Here is a 21,764-nt window from a genome sequence, read left to right as displayed (position 1 = left end):
TAGTTTATAAGGTTCCTGTGATTTTGGGAAATCGGCAAATTGATTTTTTAATTGAAAAATATTTTCAAATATAATTTACAAATGTGAATGAAATAAATTAGATTCATATTTGTAAATATAATAATCTTGATATGAAAGGATATCATTTAGGGGAATTAGAGGAGCTGGTTTTATTGATTGTTGGGATTTTGGATCAGGAGGCTTATGGAGTTTCGGTAGCTGAGGAAATCAAAAGTCAAACTGGGAGAAAAGTCAATATAAGTGCGATTCATACTGTCCTTAACCGATTAGAAGAAAAGGGGTTTGTCAGATCTCATATGGGAGGAGCTACCGAGGAAAGGGGAGGGAGAAGGAAACGTTTGTTTAGCCTCTCGGCAAGCGGTAGAACTGCCATTAATGAAGTGAAGATGATGAGAAACAGACTTTATGATCAGTTGCCACCATTAGCATTAGATTTTACCAATGGATAAGAAACGCAACCATTATCCGCCTAGACTAGCAGATCGATTTTTGGAGTTTTATTGCTTACCAGATCGACTTGAGCAGATCCAAGGAGATGCCTATGAGATATTTTACCTTGATTTAGAAGAAAAAGGACTGGCTTTCGCTCGCTTTAGATTCATTTTCCATGTGTTTAGTTTTTTCAAATGGAGCAATATCGGGTTCAGCAAATTCATGTATTTAAAAACTAATAATACGGTGATGATTAGAAGTTATTTTAAAATCGGTTGGAGAAATATACTCAAGCAAAAAGGCACCACCTTTATTTCTGTTTTTGGATTGTCCTGTGCAGTGGGTTGCTGTATAGTAGCTTACTTGTTTATTGCAAATATCTGGTTTAAGGGATTGAATCAACCCAACAAAGATGAAATCTATCAATTGGTATATACTTCAGAAGAAGCTGAAGGACTGGTGACTTATGGAACTGTCGCTGAACCAGTCTCCGAATTGATTCCGAATACACTAAACCAAGTGAAAAATCAAACTAAGGTATTGTATGAGTTTCCATTATTGATTCAAGATAATGAGAGCTTTTTTCAGCGGTCCATTTACGCGGATCCTTCCTTTATGGAAATGTTTAAATACCGAATGGAGTTCGGATATCCTGGTGCTTTGAAGGAACCTGATCAGGTTATTTTAACTCACCAACTATCTGAGAAGCTATTTGGTGATATGCACCCTCTTGGTCAGGAACTGTCTTTAGTGATCAATGGAGAGGAAAAACTCTTTAAAGTTGGAGGTGTTTTGGAGGATTTGAAAGACATGGACATGTTTACTTTTGACCTCATTGTTAATTTTGAATCTCATCCTCATACCATCACAGATATTCCTTTGAAAGATGCATGGAGCAAAGAATTGTGGACATTTATCCAGGTAGAAAAAGGAGCAGATATTCCTCGAATTGAGTCTGAGTTGGAGCGTTTCACCCAAATTCAAAATCAAGTGAATCCTGAAAAACCTTATGTCGACATGGGGTTGATTGCTTACCCGGATATTATTTATAATGTGGGCAAAATTGAAAGAGGGGTCAGGGATTTTTTGGGTATTGGTCCTCAGATTCTTTTGGGTACCATTGGACTTTTCATACTTCTGCTGGCGGTATTCAATTATATCAATTTATCTATATTAATGGCATCCAGAAGACTAAAAGAGATTGGGGTTCGAAAGGTAATTGGAAGCAAAAGAAGTCAATTGGTTTTCCAGTTTCTCAGCGAAAACCTCTTGATTTGCTTTTTCGCTATTTTTCTGGGATGTCTTTTGGCTGGGTTTATTTTTCTCCCAGGATTCAATGAGATCGCCTCCAAAAACCTCCAAATCGATTTATTTCGGGACAAAAACATCTGGATATTTTTGGGGTCCATGTTGTTAGCGATCACTTTAATTACAGGTTTGTATCCAGCTACCTATCTATCCTCATTTAAACCGATCGGTATTTTAAAAGGCAATCAAAAAATTGGAAGCAAAAGTGTATTCACCAGTGTGCTTTTAACTTTCCAATTTACGCTGGCTATTATCAGTATGGTAGCAGCTATTGCCTTTGTGCAAACTAATTATATCAATGCCAACAGGGATTGGGGGTACAATTCTGCGGATAAGATTATTATCAATGTGCCGGAATCCAAGGATTATGTGCCTCTGAAGAACAAGCTTTCAGCGCTCTCATCTGTGGTGGAAGTAAGTGGAAGCCAGGATTACGTAGGAAATTGGATTAGAGAGGAGGAAGTGGAAATAGGAGATGAGAAGTATAATGTCAACTTCTTGGATGCGGAGTCCAATTATCCTGAATTACTGGATTTGGAATTGAAGCAGGGGCGAATGTTTAATCCCAATCTGATTTCAGATACTCAGGAGTCGTTATTGGTGAATCAAACTTTTCTGGACCAGCTTGGGTTGGAATTTCCGCTTGATCAAACGGTTACCATTGATAGCGCTAATTATCATGTCATCGGGGTGGTCGAGGATTTTCACACGACATTTTTCAAAAATGAAATTGCACCGATGGCGATTCGTTCTTCCCCTGATTCAGTATTTAATTACTTGACATTGAAAATGAATCCCGGTTCTGCGGAAGCTTCTATGCAATCGGTTAAGGAAATTTGGCATGAAATTGTGCCGCTAGGCCTATTTGAAGGGAAGTTGCAGACCGAAGTATTTGAGCGAGAAATTGCTGATGTGAATGGGATTGCGAAGTTAATTTCGTTTTCAGCCACACTATCTGTAACTCTAGCGCTATTGGGTCTTTTCGGTTTGGTGTCCTTGAATATGACTGCCCGTATCAAAGATTATTGCATCCGAAAGGTCTTTGGGGCAAATGTTGAGGACCTTTCTAAGAAATTGGTAAAGCGGTATTTGTTAATATGGGGGATAGCAGCGGTAATTGGAAGTGTTTTCTCTGTGATCTTCATTTCGTCTTTCCTTGATAGCTTTTTTGCTTTCCATTCTGGGGTAGGGATTATCCCTCTAGGTTTTGCCTTATTTATATTATTAGGAGTGATCATTACTACTGTTGCTTCGCAAATTTTGAAAGTGATCAAAGCAAACCCTTCAATGATTCTAAAGTCTGAGTAGGGATTGATTTGGTTGTTTTGTAGAAAAATAGGCTCTTTGAAGTGTTCAAGTTTAAATGGCTTGAACACTTTTTATTTTGGGTTTAGGATAAAAAAAAAGCACATTTCTAACAAGAAATGTGCTTTAAACCAAATAACCTTATAACCAATTTACCCTTTTGAAATTTCCATATTGACGTTCTTACCTTTGATGGTATTATGCTTCATCACTTTGATCACGTGATCAGCATCTTTTTGAGGTACATCCACAAAGGAGAAGTTGTCATATATATCGATTCCTCCAATTGATCTTCCTGGAACGCCCGCTTCACCGGCAATAGCTCCTACGATATCATTTGGACGGATTCTGTCTCTTTTACCAAGATTGATAAACAATCTGGCCATGTTAGCATCTCTAACTCTTTCTGGTCTTCTTCCTCCTTCTCTTCCACCTTCTCTTCTTCCACTTCTTTCTCCTCTTTCTCCACCTCGTCTTTCTCCTCTTTCTCCGCCACGACCGAATCTTTCTCTTCCGCCTTCACGACCGCCTTCACGACCTCCATCTCTTCTTCTGTCTCCATAAGAGCTTAAGCTGAAGTCTTGATCTCTCATTTCCTTCACCACATCTCCCATTTGAAGTTTCATCAGGCCAAGAGCGATTTGTTCGATAGATAATCCTTCGGTCAATAGCTGACCTACAGTAGCTTCGAAGATTTGATTATCCTCTTCTTTGCTTAAAACTTTATGAACGTCTTTAACAAATTGAGCTTTCTTTAATTCAATCAATTCCGCGACGGATGGAGGAGTCATCTTGTTGATCGTAGCTTTGGTGAATCTCTCCAAATCTCTGATCTTTCCTAGATCTCTTCTTCCAGTAACAAAATTGATGGCAATACCTGATTTTCCTGCACGACCTGTTCTACCGATACGGTGTACATAAGACTCATCGTCCAATGGCAAATCATAATTGAAAACAGCTTCCACATTGTCAACATCAATCCCTCTTGCCGCAACATCAGTTGCAACTAGGACTGTACATAGACCTTTACGGAATTTGTTCATTACTTTATCTCTTTGAGCTTGAGACAAATCTCCGTGAAGCGCTTCTGCAAGGATACCTTTTGAACCCAAAGATTCGGTAGCCTCATCTGTCATTCTTTTAGTATTACAGAATACTACGCTCAATGCATAGTTATTTACTGTCATCAATCTAGCCATCAATTCTAGTTTCAATGAAGGTTTAACTTCATAGAATACTTGCTCGATACGATCTACAGTCAATTCTTTTTTAGCAACCTTGATGATTTCAGGGTTGTTTTGATATTTTCTAGTTAAATCTAGAATAGGCTTTGCCATGGTTGCGGAGAAGAAGACAGTTTGTCTTTCTTCAGGCATTTCTTGCAAAATTGCTTCAATATCATCTCTGAAGCCCATGTCTAGCATTTCATCAGCTTCATCCAAAACGATGATTCCAGCGTTATCCAATTTTAAAGTACCACGGTTGATGTGATCTTGAACTCTACCTGGAGTACCTACCACAATTTGAACACCTTTTCTAAGGGTTCTGATTTGTTTGTCGATTGATTCCCCTCCATAAATAGCTACAGAATTGATTCTTCTATGGAATTTAGCCAACTTCTGGATTTCACCTTCTACTTGAACTGCAAGTTCACGAGTAGGGCAAAGGATGATAGCTTGTGGGTGGTTTAAATCCGAATCTACTAAATCAATGATAGGGATAGCAAAAGCTGCAGTCTTTCCAGTACCGGTTTGAGCTTGTCCGATGACATCTCTACCTTCTAGTACGAAAGGAATAGCTTGTGATTGAATTTGGGAAGGTTGGGTATAGCCCATCTCTTCCACGGACTTAAGAATTTCGTCAGAAATTCCCAAGTCAGAGAACTTGAGTGTATTTTCCATGATGTTTCCTTACTTTTCTTGCCATGTACTCCTAGTGATTATCCCAGACAAGCGACAGTAAGGATTTCACGGCTCAGAAAAATTGTTCTTCGTCTTATTGACGGTGCAAAAGTAGAATAAATTATTTTGAAAACAAAGCTTTATTCAAAAGTTTCTATAAATACAAGTAATGTATCAAGCTTGTGAGCAAAATAAATTTGGTTTCTAGATAAATGACTTGTCTTTTGCTGCTTCAGTTGTCATTTCCTCAGCTAATTCTTTTCCCAAATAATTGTCAATCAAACTATGTCCCAAATAGAGTAGGGGAGTCAAAACCAAGGCAACCACAAATTTATAGATGTAATTCATGATACCGACGGCAATGATTTGACTTAAACTCCAATTGCCAAAAACATAAAATGCGATGCCAAGTACTACAAATGAGTCAATAAACTGAGAAACAAACGTGGAACCTGTTGCTCGAAGCCAAATCATTTTTTCACCAGTGATAGCCCTTAATTTTTGAAATACATATACATCAATTAATTGACCCAATAAAAATGCGGTCAATGATCCTATGATAATTCCTCCTCCCTGTCTGAATATGGTATTAAAGGCATAATCTATATTAAAAGGTTCTCCTGTTGGTGTTTCTGAATTTACTATCAACCAAAAGTCTGCAGGTACTAATCTGGTTACGACCATGATAACCAAAAATGCATATCCTATCAGTCCTGCGGTTAAAAAACTGATTTTTCTTACTCCTTTCTTTCCAAAATATTCGTTGATGATGTCGGTGGTAATAAATACCACTGGCCAAATAATCGCTCCTGCTGTCAGGTTAAAGTCAAGGACAAATTCCCCGAAAAAGGTCCAATTGACTGGTTGAAAACCTAGTGTTTTTTCACCTGAAAAAATCTTGACTCCAATGATTTCAGCCAATATAGCATTCGTCAAAAAGATGCCTCCTAATATGATGAATAGGTTGGTTTTTCTGGAGTTTTGAGATTTATTCATACTTCTGGATTGACAGGATAAGTTTGACCTTCTTCGCTAATGATACTGTTTGGGAAAACTTGTATCGCTTCTTGAAGCATTTGACCCAATTCTTTATATCTGGAAGAAAAGTGTCCTAATAATAAGCTCTTTGCGTCGGATAAAGAAGCAATTTGAGCAGCTTGGGCACTGGTACTGTGAAAAGTTTCAGCAGCACGTGCTTCCTCCGCGGTCAAAAATGTGGATTCATGGTAAAGCAAATCCACCTGATCCAGGTATTTGGCGATGCTTGGATCAAAAATAGTATCGGAACAAAATGCATATTTCCGCAATGAATGTAGGGGATAGGTATATTCCGAAACTTTGATGATTTTCCCGTCCTCCATTATAAAGTCTTTTCCCAGTCGAAGGGATTGGATTGCGTCCACGGTGATAGGATGTTCTTCTAATTTTTTCTTGATTAAACTTCTCAGTCCAGCTTTTTCAGTAATTAAAAATCCTGTGGTGGGCAGCCGGTGTTTTAGAGGAAAGCTCAATACTGTAAATGATGAGGTTTCCAGTAAGATATTACTTCCTTCAGTTGAAGTCTGCACAAAAGATAAAGGATATCCCAATTTTGTATTACTCCAACGGAAATGGGTGGTAATGATATCATTTAGTCCTAGAGGTCCATAAATGGTCAAAGGACTTGTTCTTTTCGAAAGATTGTAGGAGGAGAGCAGGCCAATTAAGCCTAAATAATGATCGCCATGTAGGTGGCTAATAAAAATATGATTGATGCGGGAAGTTTTGATTTTGTACTTCCTGAGTTGCATCTGAGTTCCCTCACCGCAATCCAGGAGCAAAAGCTCCTGGCCAAAGCGGATTAATTGAGAGGTATGGTTTCTTCCATGTACAGGGATGGAAGAAGTGTTTCCTAATATGGTGACTTCAAAGTCGGGAATCAATCTTCCTCCTCTTCTTCTTCTTCACCACTTTCAATCTCATGCATGAAAATTGCTTCACCAGCCTCTTCCAAAGTACTCACTAAGTTAAGCTTTTTATCAAGCATAGAGATTTTCAACAACTTCATTACATGGTCCTGAATTCCGGATATAACGAAAATCCCTCCGTTTCTACCAAATTCACGATCTCCTACAAGTAGGGCACTTAATCCGCTGGAATCTACGTATTTAACTTCACTAAGGTCAAGTACCATATGAGGGTATCCTTCTGCATGGATGGTTAAAATCTCAGATTTTAATGCAGGAGCAAGCAAGGAATCGATTTTCTCCTCTTGTGGGGAAAATACAACGTATTGTTCTTTTTTATCTATTGAGTATTTCATAACATTTATAAATATTAACCCAAATGGGCAAGTATTGCTTTTTCTATTCTATTAGAAATTTGACTGGTTTCAGCTTTTTGGAATGATTCGCCGGTGATTTTTTCGAACAGCTCAATATAGCGATCAGAGATGCTATCTACAATTTCATCTGTCATTTCGGGAACAGTTTGTCCCTCTTTACCTTGAAATCCATTAGAAATCAACCATTGTCTCACAAATTCTTTAGACAATTGTTTTTGAGGAAGCCCCTTTTCCTGATTTTCTTCATAGCCTTCTGCGTAAAAGTACCTGGAGGAATCAGGGGTGTGGATTTCATCGATCAGTAAAATTTTGTCTCCGAACTTTCCGAATTCATATTTGGTGTCCACCAAAATCAACCCCATGGCATTGGCCATTTCTTGTCCTCTTTTGAAAAGTGCTCGTGTATATTTCTCAAGAATAGCATAGTCCTCAGGACTCACAATGCCTTGGGCTAAAATAGCCTCTTTTGAAATGTCTTCATCATGACCTTCAGAAGCTTTGGTAGTTGGAGTAATAATTGGTTCCGGAAAAGGATCATTCTCACGCATGTTTTCAGGTAGCTCTACTCCACAAAGTGTTCTTTTTCCAGCTTTGTATTCTCTGGCAGCATGGCCTGCCATGTACCCTCTAATCACCATTTCAACTTTGAAGGGCTCACATTTTTTACCAATCGTCACATTTGGATCAGGCGTAGCAGTTACCCAATTAGGAACGATATCAGAGGTGGCTTCTAGAAATTTTGCAGCAATCTGATTTAATACCTGACCTTTGAAAGGGATGGGTCTAGGCAACACTACATCGAAAGCCGAAATTCTATCGGATGCCACAACTACAAGTTCTTTTTCAAAAATATATACATCACGTACTTTTCCCTTGTAAAATCCGATCTGTCCTGGAAATTTAAATTGAGTTTCTTTTATAGCGTTGCTCATGCGAATTCAGTTTTGGCAAAAATAGAAAAGCTTTTGCTTTCTTCTCCTTCGATTTCTATTAATTATGATCTTTGGTTTCTATTTTCATGAACCACTGTCCGGATTAACGTTCCATTTTCATCAAAAAACTCCTGCTTTCCTGAAAGAAATCCTTTTTGATACCGGCGGATTTCCTCTAGTGAGCCATCCTCTCTAAATATTTTTACTTCACCCTCTAGTTCCCCGTTTAGGTAGTTCAGTTCAAAGTTTACCTGACCATTTTCATGGTAGGTGATTTCATTGATGATATTACCCTGTGTATCAAAATTCTTTTGTGCTTTGAGTATTCCAGACTGATAATATTCTTTATAGGGCTCTAAAGCGACACCTTTTTTGAAAATTCCTTTTTCCTTGATTTCACCTGATTTATAATAAATCACAAGTTCTCCTTCCGCAAGCCCTTTTTTATAAGTACTTCTTCTCAAAGGCTCCCCTGTTTCATAGTTGAGGTCATAGGAACCGTGAAGTTCACCTCTTTTATAATCTCGAATGGCTTCTATTCCTCCATTCGGAAAATAAACCGTTTCGCGACCATCCAAATCACCTTCGATATAATAGGAGGTAATCTGTGGTGTACCATCTTCGTAAAATTCCTCGTAGGTTCCATCGAGTGTTCCGTCCTGGTAATATATTCTTGAGGCTAAAACCCCAGATTCATAGTATTTTTCACTTAACCCATTGGGTTTATTGTTCATGAATACCGTTTTGTCCTGGACTTGACCATTTTCAAAATAGGAAGTCACTAAACCTTCAATTTGATTCCCTTCAAAAGTCAATTCCTGACGGATTTGTCCATTAGGATAAAAGCTTTTGCTTGGGCCTGATCGCTCATTATCTACAAATTGAGTGATTCTGGTAGTGTCACCTGTTCTTGGGTCCAAATCGTAAAAAAGTCCCTCTTTTTTATCATCCTTTAAATGTCCAATTAAAATAAGGTTTCGCTCCTCATCATATCGTTTGACTACGCCTTGTGCTACTCCATTTACTTTGACAAAAACTTCTTTTAGAGTAGGGAAATCTCCACCGTAATAAGTCCTTACAGTGTCTTGTCCAAAAACGGAACAATTGATAAGAATTGAAAAAAAGAAGATGACTGGAAATTTCATTCCCATATTCAAGTATTCCGGTTATAAATGTAGTAGGACCTCTGCTGACTATTATAGTTTCTCAATTACGATTGCTGATGCACCCCCGCCTCCGTTGCATATTCCTGCCACTCCGATTTTACCTGATTTTTGATGTAATACCGAGTTTAAAGTAGAAATAATTCTAGCACCGGAAGCTCCAAGTGGATGACCTAAAGAGACTGCGCCCCCAAAAACATTCAAACGATCATTATTAAGATTTAATTCTTTTTGATTAGCTAATGCCACAGCTGAGAAGGCTTCATTAATTTCATAAAAGTCTACCTCATCTGCAGACACTCCAGCATGCTTAAGCGCTTTGGGTATTGCTAGGGCTGGTGCTGTGGTAAACCAAAGAGGGTCTTTGGCAGCATCTGCAAAACCTCGGATCTTAGCTAATGGAGTAAGACCAAGCGCTTCTAATTTTTCTTTACTTACCAAAATCAATGCGGAAGCTCCGTCATTCATTGTACTGGCATTAGCAGCAGTGACGGTGCCTTCTTTATCAAACACAGGACGGAGAGAAGGGATTTTATCAAACATGACATTCTTATATTCCTCATCCTCGTCTATAACGATTGCCTCACCTTTGCGACCTTTCATTTCTACAGGAACTACTTCCTCTTTGAAATAACCTTTTGCCCAAGCATCTGCAGATCGTTGATAAGATTGAATGGCATAAGCATCTTGCTCTTCTCTGCTAATATTCATTTCACGTGCTGTATTGTCAGCACAATTTCCCATTGGAAACTTATTGTAAACTTCGAAAAGCCCGTCTTTAACTAAACCATCTACGAATTCGGCATTTCCATATTTGTAACCAAATCGGGCTTTAGGGACATAAAAAGGAACATTGGACATGCTTTCCATTCCGCCGGCCACTACCACATCATTGATCCCTAGCATAATGGATTGAGCTCCAAACATGACCGCTTTCATTCCTGAAGCGCAGACTTTATTGACGGTTGTACAAGGAACATCATAACCAATCCCAGCTCCTAAAGCAGCTTGCCGTGCAGGAGCCTGCCCTAAATTGGCTGAAATTACATTTCCCATAAACACCTCATTTACCTCCTCGGAACTTACACCTGATTTGGTTAAAGCACCTTTGATGGCAGTACTTCCTAATTCCACCGCGGTTAAACCAGCTAATTTACCACCAAAACTTCCCAAGGGAGTTCTAACTGCGGCAACTATAAAAACTTCTTTAAACATGCTATTTGGGTTTTAATTAATCTAATAATAAAACTGAGGAATATGGATCAAATAAGATTGACTTGAATGAACCAATTGATTGGTCTTAAAGGTCAAATAATATCTGCATAGCAGAATCCAAGTATCAGTGCCAAGGGTTGAATTTAGACAGGCAATGTTTTGGTCGATTTACCAATCAGGAATCCCTCTTTTCGGTCTTTGAGTTGGTTTTTTCTTATTCTGTTGAATGTAACGCAATTCTGCAGCATTCATACTTTCCAAAATTTGGGCTGCCTGTTCAGGTGTCAAATTCATGGCTTTGAGTTTTTCTTTAAACTCTTCCATAGCCTTTTGCCTATCTGCTAAATTTGCATCCTTTTGATCGTTGGCATTTTCGCCTACCTCATCTTCTGTTTTCTCGGAGGGATCTCCTTCCTGTCCTTCTTTGGCTTGATCTTCCTGGGTTTTCTCTCCCTGATCCTTTTGCTGTTGCTGCTCAGATTGTTCCCCTTCTCCTTGCTGATTATCATCTTTCTGCTGCTGATCCTGGTTTTGCTGAGGGTCTTGGTTTTGTTGTTGTTTATCCTGCTCTTCTTCTTGTTCTTTTTCCAGCTTTTCTTTCAAAGCCTGGAGCTTTGCATCGCCTGGAAACTTTCCAAGCCCTTCATTTACAGTGTTTAAAGCTTGTTCTTTTTGTGTTTTAACATAGGACCTTGCAGCTCTGTTAAAATAATCTCCAGAAGTCTGTGCACTTACTGGAAACCAAGCAAGCATTAAGAATAATCCAAGAAATGTTACTATTCTAATTTTCATCGATTTCTGTGACTTCGGTTAAGGTACTAATAAACTCTTGATAGGCAGCAACAGTTTCATCCTGCTGTAACGCCTCGTTCATTAAGTTCAACGCATCTTTAAATCTAAATTGTTCCACCAATCGATCTGCTTCTGCTTTTTTTCGCTTAGCAAACTCGGATGGCTCTGGTTTATTTTGATCTTCATTTTTACGCTCCTCATCTCTCTTCAACCAGCGAGCCAACATTTCATAGTTGTAACGGGCCACTTCATTTGTGGGGTCTTTAATCAATGCCGATTGAAATTTGTTTAACGCTGCTTCATATTCCTGCTTATTTCCGAGTAAGACACCGGATTGGTTGAAGGAAAATGAAGAAATGGTTTTATCAGGAGAGATCGAAGCCTTGTCAAAAGATGCAGCAGCTTCATCTGGTTTTTCAGAATATTGATAGCTTAATCCAAGGTTAAAATCCAGATTAGGTGAAGCATATTGAAAGTTTTCAATTAAAGCCAAATGCTTTTCAACAGAAAGCTCATACTCTGTCTTAGAGTAACTTTCTTCCGCTTCTTCAATGGCAGTATTGAGGCGTGAAACCCGAGTCCAGGAGGCAGGAATTAGCACCAAGGTTGCCAATAAAACTTTGCTCCAACTCATCATTATAATTTAATGGTTTTAATAGGTAAAATCATATCTATTAAAGATAAGGCTAATGCAGCAAGAAGAAAATAGAAATACTTATTTGCTGAAGCTTCAACAATTCTGGAACCTGTCACTCCTCCTTCTAATCTCTCTAAACTGTTGATCAATTCACCAATTTCCTGTACTTGATCAGAAATCTCAAAATACTGACCGTTTGTTTCAGCAGCAATTTGTTGGAGAGGGGTTCTCTCGAGGACGGATCTAGCAGGTTCTCCAGTTTGTGGATCAATCACCACGCCATTTCCTCTTGGGATGGTACTTCCTGCTTCTGTTCCTATACCCAAGGAAAACACTTTCACTCCCAAGTCATTCAACTGACTTCCTATGGTTTCCAATTCATCCCCAAAGTTTTCTCCGTCAGAAATCAAAATAACTGATTTGGATTTCACTTCTTGACTTTCATCTTTTTCAAATCGATCTAGTGCAATTCGAAGAGGGGAATTCAAATCTGTTCCAAAATTGGGAACTAACCCTGTATTCAATCCATCAATATATAGTTGAAGAACACTTTGGTCAAAGGTCAAAGGGCATTGTAAAAATGCCTCTGAACTAAATATGATCAATCCAATTCGGTCTGAAGGGAAGCTTTTAGTAAGTTCTTTTAATTCAAACTTCACCCGCTGAAGCCTACTAGGGCCAATGTCAGTAGCATTCATTGACTGGGAAAGGTCTACCGCAATGAAGATATCTTTGCCTTCTTCTTTGATCTCTTTTGTGGAGGTACCAATGGAGGGGCCTGCAAATGCAATTAGAAACAATACGAAATAAGTAGTTCTAATGACCATTTTGGTGAATAGTCTTCTTTTTTCTACTTCTAGCCGCTTATTGATTGACCAATACCTAGTTAGGTAAATGAAATATAACAAGCCAAAAATACCGGCTAATAAGAGTGTGAGTTTTACGTCGGGATATGCCCAAATCATGGCCTGAAATTATAAAATAAACCTTACTTTAAAAGCTACTAATAAAAGAGTGGTCGGATGTACGTCTAAAGAATTGAGAAAATTAACAAACATTAATTTTAATTATTAGTATAACAATGAAGTTAAAGCACTAAAGATCGAAGAATGCAGCTTTTCCGTAAGGATTTCATTTTTTTATTTGTCTGGGTACTATTTGGGATATCAGGTACTCTTTCTGCTCAAAACAATTCTATTCTAATCGGAGAAGTCCTAGACGCGAGTAATTCCGAGCCATTAATTGGAGCCAGCGTATATTGGGAAGAGGACGTTTCTTCTGGGGTAGTGACTGATTTAAATGGAAATTTCCGACTGAAAAGCCGGGAATTACCAGCAAGATTAGTAGTGTCCTATGTGGGATATGAACAGTCAATCCGGACTATTTCGAAAATTGAAGAAGGAAAAGATGTTCGATTTTTCTTAAAACCTTCAGAGCTTTCTTTGGATGAAATCATCATTCAAGAAAGGAGGCCTGATGAACAAGTCCGGAATTTGGAAACTGGGAAAGCAAGAATTCCTATTGAAACCATCAAGAATATCCCTGCATTATTTGGAGAGGTAGATTTGCTTAGGAGTTTGCAACTTCTTCCAGGAATTCAGACTGCAGGCGAAGGAACCACAGGATTGTTTGTACGGGGTGGATCTGCAGATCAAAATTTGGTTCAGGTGGATGGAGCTCCAGTTTATAACCCTTCTCACTTTTTTGGTTTTTTTTCAGTCTTTAGTCCGGATGCATTAGATCAGATAGATTTCTACAAAGGCAATATGCCTGCTAGTTATGGTGGACGTTTAGCCGCTTTGGTGGATGTTTCTTTAAAAGAAGGGAATAATGATCAAATTCATGGGCAGGGAGGGATTGGAACCATTTCTTCTCGATTGATGCTGGATGGTCCACTTTTTTCTGAAAATTCGACTTTTGCGATATCGGGAAGGAGAACTTATGCGGACTTATTTTTGAAACTCTCCAATAATGAGGATGTAAGAAACAATAAATTAAACTTTCATGATTTAAGTGCCAAATTCGCATTTCGCTTAGGTGATAAAGATAAACTTACGCTTTCAAGCTATGAAGGAAGTGATTTTTTAGGGTTGGATGACCAGTTCGGATTAGGGTGGAGAAATTGGGTGAGTGCTGCTACCTGGGGACATATCATTTCTGAAAATTCGTTTTTCGATTTGGAGGCATACCACTCTAGATATAATTATCAAGTAGATTTTGAAGATCCCGATAATGGCTTTAGTTGGAAGAATAAGCTTTCTGAGACAGGAGTAAAAGGGCAATGGAGCTGGAACAAAACGGATCGATTCCAATCCTTTTGGGGATTTCAAAGTCAATATTATCATTTTGCACCCATCGGTTTGTATCCTAAGGGAGGAAGTGCCATCGAACCAATCGCAACCAATCCGAAAAACGGGATTCTGAATAGTGTTTTTGCAGGAATGACAAAAGAGCTAAGTCCTAAATTTAGCGTTGATTTGGGGTTGAGATGGGGATTTTACCATCAGATAGGAAAAGGGGTAGACTACTTCTACGAAGGTGGAATTCCGGACGAGGAAGTTGAAGTGGTGGACAGTATTGGGTACCCTGCTTTTCAGGCCATGCATTTTTACCAAGGTTTAGAGCCTAGGCTAGCCTTTAGATACTTGGTAAATGATGAATTTTCTATCAAAGCTGCCTATAACCGAAATTTTCAGTACGTACAAATTGCGACTAATAGTTCGGCAGGTCTACCTATAGACCGATGGATACTAGCTGGGAAATACATGGCCCCTTTGCGGTCAGATCAACTATCAATCGGGTTTTACAGAAATTTCCTAGACAATAAATGGGAGTTTTCACTAGAAACGTATGCCAAGGATATCAGAAATGTCATAGACCTAAAAAATGGGGCCTCTGTGCTCTTTACAGATCAGGTGGAAACGGAAATTCTGACTGGGGATGGCTATGCTTATGGGGTGGAATTTTTATTAAGAAAAAATGTAGGGAAGACCACGGGTTGGCTTTCTTATACCTATTCACGGACATGGAGGAAGATTGAAGGGATAAGTCTAGGAGAAAGATATAACCCTCGGTATGACAGACCCAATGATGTTACCTTGGTGTTGAACCATGAGTTTTCTCCTGCATGGTCAGCTGGTTTGACTTTCGTATATACTACTGGGCAGGCTGTATCATTTCCAATAGGGACCTATGAGGTAGACAATCAAGTAATTCCTCTTTATTCTGAATACAGAAATAAAGATCGTTTTCCTGATTATCACCGAATGGACGCCTCTATCACTTGGAAAAACCCGGATAAGGGGAGAAAATGGAAAGGAAGTTGGAATTTCAGTATCTATAATTTGTACGGAAGGAAGAATCCTTTTGCCTATGAATTCAGAGAAATATTTAATGGTCAAATAAATTATGATCCAGATGTGGATGGCCCTGTGGTGTCAAAAGAGCAAGGGATTGTAATGACTTATTTATTTACTTTTTTACCATCAATTACCTATAACTTTCAATTTTAAGATGAAAAAATTAGGATACCTGTTATTATTAATTGGACTTTTTTCTTGTCAAGAAGAGGTAACGCTTCCTTTAACTACTTTGGATGAGGTAGTGCCTGTAATTGAAGCAACCTGGACTGATAAACCATTTTTCAATGAAGTGAAAGTTTCCTTGGCCGAAAATTATTTTGATACTACTGACATTACCATCATTTCTGACGCACAGGTGTCCATATTGGTTCCTGGAACGCAAGAACGGATTCCCTTTAGATTTAATAATGAAACCAAGAGTTATAAGCCTATATCTAATAATTATGTGGCAAAAGTGGGGGTGACCTATGAAGTACAAGTAAGGTGGGAAGATGAACTATATTCAGCGAGAGGGCTGATGCTAGAAGCACCTACCTTAGATAGTTTGACCTATAGCTACCAAGAAGAGCGATTATTCAGGGAAGAAGGATATTACATTAAAGTTTATGGTAAGATTCCTTTTGAAGAAGATAATTATTATAGAATTCGGGTAATTGAAAATGATACCTTGAGAAATGATCGTGATGATTATTTGTTGTTTGACGATACGTTTGGATTGAAGTTTTTTGAAGAAGGCTTGGAGTTGAATTATCCTTTTGAAGAAGGGGATAAGGTAAGACTTGAATTGTTTCGAATGAATAAAGATACCTATGATTATTTTACTCAATTAGTCGGGTTACTATTCAATGACGGAGGCTTGTTTAGTCCTCCTCCTCAAAATCCGGAAACCAATTTCAAGGTGGATTCCGGCAAAGGAAAAGTCTTAGGGTATTTTCTAGTTTCTCCGGTATTAAATGAATCGATTTTTATAAAAAAGGAATAATCCTTTTTTAATTTCTTATTTAATCGTAATATTACGATGTATTAAAAAAACCACTTCAATGCATATTCTTTTCAATGAGTTATTTTCAAAAACATCTCCATCCAGAATAATTTTGGGAAGAGCAGATTTTGAATAGGTCTAATTGGGGAAAGAAAAAAATTTGAATTTATTTATCGCAATATTACAATTAATAGCTATGAAACTATCAGAATTGACAACAGAATTGAAAGAATTGGAAGAGTTGAGATTTGTTCTTCCAAATGGTGAACTTGTTCCTTCACATTTTCATGTAACCGAAATAGGCCAAATCAATAAGAAGTTTATTGATTGTGGTGGGAAAATCAGAGAGGACAAAGCAGTATCATTCCAGCTTTGGGAAGATGGGGATTTTAATCATAGATTAGGAGCCAAGAAGCTTTTACATATTATTAACTTATCCGTACAAGCCTTGAGGTTAGAGGATCATGAAATTGAGGTAGAATACCAAGGTGATACCATCGGTAAATATGGTATTCAAGTCATTGATGGAAATATCAATTTGACTACTAAACAAACTACCTGTCTAGCCAAAGAGACTTGTGGAGCTCCAAAATCAAGTTCTGAATTATCAATAAATAAAATGAATACAGCTATTTCTTGTTCACCGGGAGGAGGTTTTTGCTAAATTTACACTATGGAGATTTTTCCTAAATTATTGCAAACACTTACAGAGGTTAAGCAAACTCCTATCCAGGAGAGCCGAAAATTGGAGCTTGCCCCTTTGATACATTATATTAGTCAAAAGCTGAATAATGGTGATCCTGTCAATTTGAATTTTATTTGTACCCATAATAGCCGCAGGAGTCAGTTCTCCCAAGTTTGGGCTAAGGTGGCTTCAGATTATTTCGGGATAGTATTAGGTAGTTATTCAGGAGGTGTGGAAATAACCGCTTTTAATCCGAGAGCAATTAAATCCTTAGAAGAAATGGGCTTTGAAATTCAATCAGGAGCTGGATCAAATCCTACTTATGAGATTAAATATGCCAAGGACCGGCCTGCTATCATTGCGTTTTCAAAAATTTTCTCTGACGAAATCAATCCAAAGAATGATTTTGCAGCCGTGATGACCTGTGACCATGCGGATAAAAATTGTCCATTCATACCTGGAGCAGAAGTCAGACTTCCTTTAAAATACGAGGATCCGAAATTATTTGACGATACTGAACTAGAAAGTCAAAAGTATAGGGAACGATCTATTCAAATTGCCTCAGAGCTATTTTATGTTTTTGGGATGGTTCAAGAACAAGAAACCCAAAATTAGGCGGGACTATTTGTTAATTCAGTTGAAGCTTTTCTTTCAATAATTTAAAATCTACAGGTTTAGTTAAAAACTCATCAGCCCCTAAACTTTTGGCGGTATTGTAATTTTGCTCGTCTCCATAAGCCGAGATCATCATGACGATTGGCTTTGGGACGAGCTCTTTTTGCTTGATTTCTTTTAAAAGCTCTAAGCCACTCATGCCTGGCATATTGATATCAGAGAGAATAAGAATTGCTTCATGATTCAATTGATCAATGTACTGCAATGCCTCTTTTCCCGAAAAAGCGAAGACAAAGTCTACTGCTTTAGAACGAATTTCCTTCCTGAACCGCTGTTCAAATAAGGTTTTCACGTCTACTTCATCGTCAACAACAAGAATTTTCATAATTTAAATTTTTGGAATAATAAGTTTGAACTGTGCTCCTGAACCAAGTTCCGAATCAACTTGAATTTCTCCTCCATGAAATTTAATGATGTCATAGCTGAGAGATAACCCCAGACCGGTTCCTTGGCCCGTTGGTTTAGTGGTGAAAAATGGTTGGAAAATTTTTTGTTTAACCGAATCGGAAATACCGTTTCCGTTGTCTTTGATCAAAATCTCGATATGGTCTTGATAATTTTTTGTGGTCACTTTTACAGTGGGAATAAATTCGGTACCATTTAACTTCTGCTTCTTTTCTGAAGCGGCATGAAATGCGTTGGTGATGAGGTTGAGGATTACTCTTCCTACATCTTGAGCTACCACATTGATTTTAGGCAAAGTTGGATCAAAATCAGTTTCCATATTTGCATTAAAGGATTTGTCTTTAGCTCTTAATCCATGATAGGAAAGCCTAAGGTATTCATCTGCCAACGCATTGATATCTGTTGGATCCTTCTGCCCATTACTGGATCTACTATGTTGAAGCATGCCTTTTACGATGGCATCGGCCCTTTTGCCATGTAAGTTTATTTTTTCTTCGTTATCAATAATGTCTTTGATGAGATCAGCAACTTCCTCTTTGTTTCCAGCATCAATTTCTTCTTTTAGTTCAACCAATAACTCAGCATTTACCTCTGAGAAATTATTCACAAAGTTCAATGGGTTTTGAATTTCATGTGCAATACCTGCAGTCAATTCCCCAAGTGAAGCCATTTTTTCGGATTGGATTAATTGGTTTTGGGTGTTTTTAAGTTCTTCGATTTTTTCTTTAAGCTGAATGGTTCTGTGGTTTACCTTTTCTTCCAAAATTCTATTCTCTTTTTGAAGCCATTGTGAACGCAAGTACACGATGGAATAAGTCAAAGCAGAGAATAACGTGAAAAATAGGAGGTAGGCCCACCAGGTTTGCCACCAGGGAGGAAGAATGGTGAACTCAAAAGAGGCTGGGTCACTCCAAACTCCGTTGAATCCAGTGGTTGCAACTTTAAATTTATATTCTCCCGGAACTAAATTATAATAGTTTTTAGAGTTGCTTACAGGAGAGGGGGAAGACCATGAGTCATCGGCTCCTTCCAATACATAGCGGTATAAAATTTTATCCCGGCCCTTGATTGCTGGATTGTTAAATGAAAAATTAAATGAGTTTTGGTCATAGGGCACTTTCATCCCAATTGGTAAACCACTTGCTAGATTTAAACTATCCCATTTAATTTTTTGATGGCTTATTAGTCCCGAATCCAAAGGCAAGGTGCTTTTGGTATATAAAATAGATTGATCTGAACTGAAAATAGAATCGGTATCCGAAAGCTGACTTTTTAAATAAGAAGAGTTAACAAATTTCGGACTTTCCCCCATCACATTTACAGAAGAGATACTTACAGTCGGCTTAATGGTATCTAATTCAGCATTTTGTTCTATCACTGAAAGAATAGGCGCTGCAGCCCACCACATTTGTCCTGTAGAGGTATAAATAGCAGTGGCTTGATTATAATCATTAAAAGGAAATCCTTCGGGTTTACTGAACCGAGTAAATTTCCATGATTTATCTGGATTTTGGTAGGTTGGTCTGACCACTTTTACAATTCCATTTTCAGACCCTACATAAATATCCTCGCCTATGGCAAGCATGTCATACATAATAGGAGGGACCATTCCATTTTCTGGAAGAACATTCGTGATGCTCATTGAGTCCAGATTAAGGATGGAAAATCCATTGTCTCCTCCAAAAACCAATTCCTTTTGTGGAGTTTGAAGAAGCATGGATACATAATCACTCGTCAAACCATTGAATTTTCCTAAATAAGTAACGGTGTTATTGCTGGGATCGAGTACATTGATTCCTAAGTCATTTCCCAGCCAGAGTTTCCCGTTTTTATCTTCTTCAATTAGCCAAATTCGACTAGAAGAAAGGCCTGAAAACTCATCTATTTTGAAAAAACTATTTTCGGCTGGATCATATTTGATCAATCCATCAAGGGTTCCCATCCAAATAGATCCGTCATTTTTTTCATGAGCCTTCCAGAATATTCTGGAAACCTCTGCTTTAAACTGAAATAGTTCTGCACTATTTTGATCTAAATCTATGATAACAAATCCTCTGATTCCCCCGATTAACAATCGGTCGTTTTTGAGCTTACTGATTGATCTATAATTGTTTACGAGTAAGTCATCTGGGAATTTTATTAAGTAAAGTTGTTCTAAATCAGGATCATATACGTTAATCCCTTCATAGGTAGCTAGCCAGATTTTTCCGTTTTTATCTTCTGCCATACCCCAGGTGTCATTGCTAGCCAAACCATTTGATTTGTCAAAATGCTCTGCAAGAATACCTGTAGGATTGATTAATAAGGTTCCAACCAACGTAGTTCCTACCCAAAGATTTCCTTTTGAGTCCAGTAAAGTAGCACTAGGAATTCCAGCACCTCTAACTTCTGCTCCTGTTGGAATTTTTTTCATCAGGTTTTTATGGGGGTCATATAGAGTAATGGTATCATTATCCACTACCCATAACCTTTCTTTAGAGTCAATTTCAAAAGACTTTCCCTGCCCATAGTAACCTTGTTTTTTACCCAATGTCAATAACTCTTCTTTTTCCAAAGAGATGCCTTTTGCTCCATCTGAAAAATTACCGACCCATACCACTCCATTGGCGTCTTCTGTAAAATTGGCCGCAATTGTTTTTATATCATATCCGCTTTGTTCGTCCAGAATCCTAATGACTGTTCGTTGAGGATTTAGAATACCAATTTTCTGAAAAAAACCCATCCAGATATTTCTATTTGAATCCATAAATAGACCTGCCGAAAAAATCCCGGTCTTTTCCGTCAAGGCAGCTAAAAACTTGATCGTTTTGGTTTCTCTATCTAAGAATGAAACTCCTCTTTGGGTATTGGAAAACCATATAAGTCCTTTTTCATCTTCCATTAACCTTATGAAATTGGAGCCTATTTTATATTGTTCAACAAGTTTGATTTGTATATCCAAGAGGTATAACCCTGTTCCATTGGCTATCATTGCAATTTTCCCATCAGAAAGTAATACCATTTCTGAAATTGGATCCTGATTTCCATCCAGTGTTCTTTGGGTGAAATTGTAGTTTTCAAACTGGTCTCCGGTGAATCGATGAATTCCTTTCTCTGTGGAAAACCAAATGGAACCTTGGAGATCGTCAAGTATGGCGTATACTGAGTTTCCCAAAAGTCCTTCTGATTGTCCGATTCTTAAAATTCCTGAAGTTGTGTTTTCCCATTTTGTCAAGGAGCCAAGCTTGGTGATCGTGGGCTCATCTAGCAAATACCTGATATAGGGGACGGTTTCTGTTTGAATGGTATCTAAGTTGATTTGAATTTCTTCAGGATTTTTCCAATTAATTGGACTTTTGGAAATAGGGGCTAAGAGGGGTTTGAAATCATGAATGGAAAAGTGTTTGGAGGGGTAATTACTTATGCGAAAATTGATTTTCGAGATTTTAGGATGGTTTTCCTGTTCGATTTTTTCCCATTCAAAGGTTTTGAATTCGGGAAAGGAAAAAGGTTTGGTGACAGGAGCGGAAAGTCCAGATGGATTATCCGGAAAAGGGACCTCTTTGCTTTGCTTACAAGATGCCAAAAAAACCAACATACAGCATGTTGACAATAAGCTTATAAAGGATTGATGGTTCATCTTCATT

18 protein-coding genes are annotated in these 21,764 nt (G+C 38.1%); 6 read left to right on the top strand and 12 right to left on the bottom strand.

The features are described from left to right. Positions 1-131 precede the first annotated feature (131 nt). Both JYB62_RS06245 and JYB62_RS06240 read left to right on the top strand, forming a co-directional pair. Entirely contained in the window at positions 132-470 is a 339-nt protein-coding gene (locus JYB62_RS06245; protein WP_205644556.1) for a PadR family transcriptional regulator, read from the top strand. Further along, the gene (locus tag JYB62_RS06240) at positions 463-3,069 is read left to right on the top strand and encodes an ABC transporter permease (protein WP_205644555.1); all 2,607 of its coding nucleotides are present in this window, start codon (positions 463-465) and stop codon (positions 3,067-3,069) included. Before JYB62_RS06245 ends, JYB62_RS06240 begins: the two co-directional genes overlap by 8 nt. Positions 3,070-3,218: 149 nt before the next feature. Here the strand turns inward: JYB62_RS06240 and JYB62_RS06235 are convergent, their stop codons facing one another. The 10 genes from JYB62_RS06235 to JYB62_RS06190 form a co-directional block, all read right to left on the bottom strand. Further along, complete coding sequence (locus JYB62_RS06235; RefSeq protein ID WP_205644554.1) at positions 3,219-4,967, bottom strand: DEAD/DEAH box helicase; 1,749 nt, start codon at positions 4,965-4,967, stop codon at positions 3,219-3,221. Between the two features lie 204 nt (positions 4,968-5,171). After that, positions 5,172-5,963 (bottom strand): queuosine precursor transporter, encoded by a 792-nt coding sequence (locus JYB62_RS06230; RefSeq protein WP_205644553.1) that lies wholly within the window; start codon positions 5,961-5,963, stop codon positions 5,172-5,174. Next, on the bottom strand, positions 5,960-6,889 hold the full coding sequence (locus tag JYB62_RS06225) for a ribonuclease Z (protein ID WP_205644552.1): 930 nt from the start codon (positions 6,887-6,889) through the stop codon (positions 5,960-5,962). The genes JYB62_RS06230 and JYB62_RS06225 overlap by 4 nt, the downstream gene beginning before the upstream one ends. Further along, the gene (locus JYB62_RS06220; RefSeq protein ID WP_205644551.1) at positions 6,886-7,269 is read right to left on the bottom strand and encodes an STAS domain-containing protein; all 384 of its coding nucleotides are present in this window, start codon (positions 7,267-7,269) and stop codon (positions 6,886-6,888) included. Before JYB62_RS06220 ends, JYB62_RS06225 begins: the two co-directional genes overlap by 4 nt. 14 nt (positions 7,270-7,283) lie before the next feature. Beyond that, on the bottom strand, positions 7,284-8,222 hold the full coding sequence (locus JYB62_RS06215; protein ID WP_205644550.1) for a phosphoribosylaminoimidazolesuccinocarboxamide synthase: 939 nt from the start codon (positions 8,220-8,222) through the stop codon (positions 7,284-7,286). 62 nt (positions 8,223-8,284) lie between these two features. Next, positions 8,285-9,373: a toxin-antitoxin system YwqK family antitoxin gene (locus JYB62_RS06210; RefSeq protein WP_205644549.1), complete on the bottom strand. Its 1,089-nt coding sequence runs from the start codon at positions 9,371-9,373 to the stop codon at positions 8,285-8,287. A 45-nt stretch (positions 9,374-9,418) separates the two neighbouring features. Then, positions 9,419-10,600, bottom strand: coding sequence for an acetyl-CoA C-acyltransferase (locus tag JYB62_RS06205; RefSeq protein WP_205644548.1), 1,182 nt, complete (start codon positions 10,598-10,600; stop codon positions 9,419-9,421). Between the two features lie 168 nt (positions 10,601-10,768). After that, positions 10,769-11,392, bottom strand: a complete 624-nt coding sequence (locus JYB62_RS06200; RefSeq protein WP_205644547.1) for a hypothetical protein — start codon at positions 11,390-11,392, stop codon at positions 10,769-10,771. Further along, positions 11,382-12,026 carry a hypothetical protein gene (locus JYB62_RS06195; protein ID WP_205644546.1) on the bottom strand — a complete coding sequence of 215 codons (645 nt, stop codon included), beginning with the start codon at positions 12,024-12,026 and terminating at the stop codon, positions 11,382-11,384. The genes JYB62_RS06200 and JYB62_RS06195 overlap by 11 nt, the downstream gene beginning before the upstream one ends. A gap of 2 nt (positions 12,027-12,028) precedes the next feature. Then, complete coding sequence (locus JYB62_RS06190) at positions 12,029-12,994, bottom strand: vWA domain-containing protein (protein ID WP_205644545.1); 966 nt, start codon at positions 12,992-12,994, stop codon at positions 12,029-12,031. Positions 12,995-13,138: 144 nt separating this feature from the next. On the opposite strand from JYB62_RS06190, the gene JYB62_RS06185 reads away from it, so the two are divergent. The 4 genes from JYB62_RS06185 to JYB62_RS06170 all read left to right on the top strand — a co-directional run bounded on the left by JYB62_RS06185 (position 13,139) and on the right by JYB62_RS06170 (position 17,673). Then, the gene (locus JYB62_RS06185) at positions 13,139-15,541 is read left to right on the top strand and encodes a TonB-dependent receptor (protein ID WP_205644544.1); all 2,403 of its coding nucleotides are present in this window, start codon (positions 13,139-13,141) and stop codon (positions 15,539-15,541) included. Position 15,542: 1 nt separating this feature from the next. Then, positions 15,543-16,373 carry a DUF4249 family protein gene (locus JYB62_RS06180; RefSeq protein WP_205644543.1) on the top strand — a complete coding sequence of 277 codons (831 nt, stop codon included), beginning with the start codon at positions 15,543-15,545 and terminating at the stop codon, positions 16,371-16,373. Between the two features lie 196 nt (positions 16,374-16,569). Next, a complete protein-coding gene (locus tag JYB62_RS06175) occupies positions 16,570-17,037 on the top strand; it encodes a DUF6428 family protein (protein WP_205644542.1) in 468 nt (155 codons plus the stop codon). Positions 17,038-17,046: 9 nt separating this feature from the next. Then, positions 17,047-17,673 (top strand): low molecular weight phosphatase family protein, encoded by a 627-nt coding sequence (locus JYB62_RS06170; RefSeq protein ID WP_205644540.1) that lies wholly within the window; start codon positions 17,047-17,049, stop codon positions 17,671-17,673. A gap of 13 nt (positions 17,674-17,686) precedes the next feature. Here the strand turns inward: JYB62_RS06170 and JYB62_RS06165 are convergent, their stop codons facing one another. Both JYB62_RS06165 and JYB62_RS20040 read right to left on the bottom strand, forming a co-directional pair. Further along, entirely contained in the window at positions 17,687-18,058 is a 372-nt protein-coding gene (locus JYB62_RS06165; protein WP_074223725.1) for a response regulator, read from the bottom strand. Positions 18,059-18,061: 3 nt separating this feature from the next. Further along, positions 18,062-21,715, bottom strand: a complete 3,654-nt coding sequence (locus tag JYB62_RS20040; protein ID WP_205644538.1) for a sensor histidine kinase — start codon at positions 21,713-21,715, stop codon at positions 18,062-18,064. Positions 21,716-21,764: the final 49 nt, after the last annotated feature.

The sequence above is a fragment of the Algoriphagus lutimaris genome, from assembly GCF_017051705.1.
In the GTDB taxonomy this organism is placed as follows: domain Bacteria; phylum Bacteroidota; class Bacteroidia; order Cytophagales; family Cyclobacteriaceae; genus Algoriphagus; species Algoriphagus lutimaris.
The sequence above is the reverse complement of the archived record's forward strand: the minus strand, read 5'-3'. Positions and strand labels throughout refer to the sequence as shown.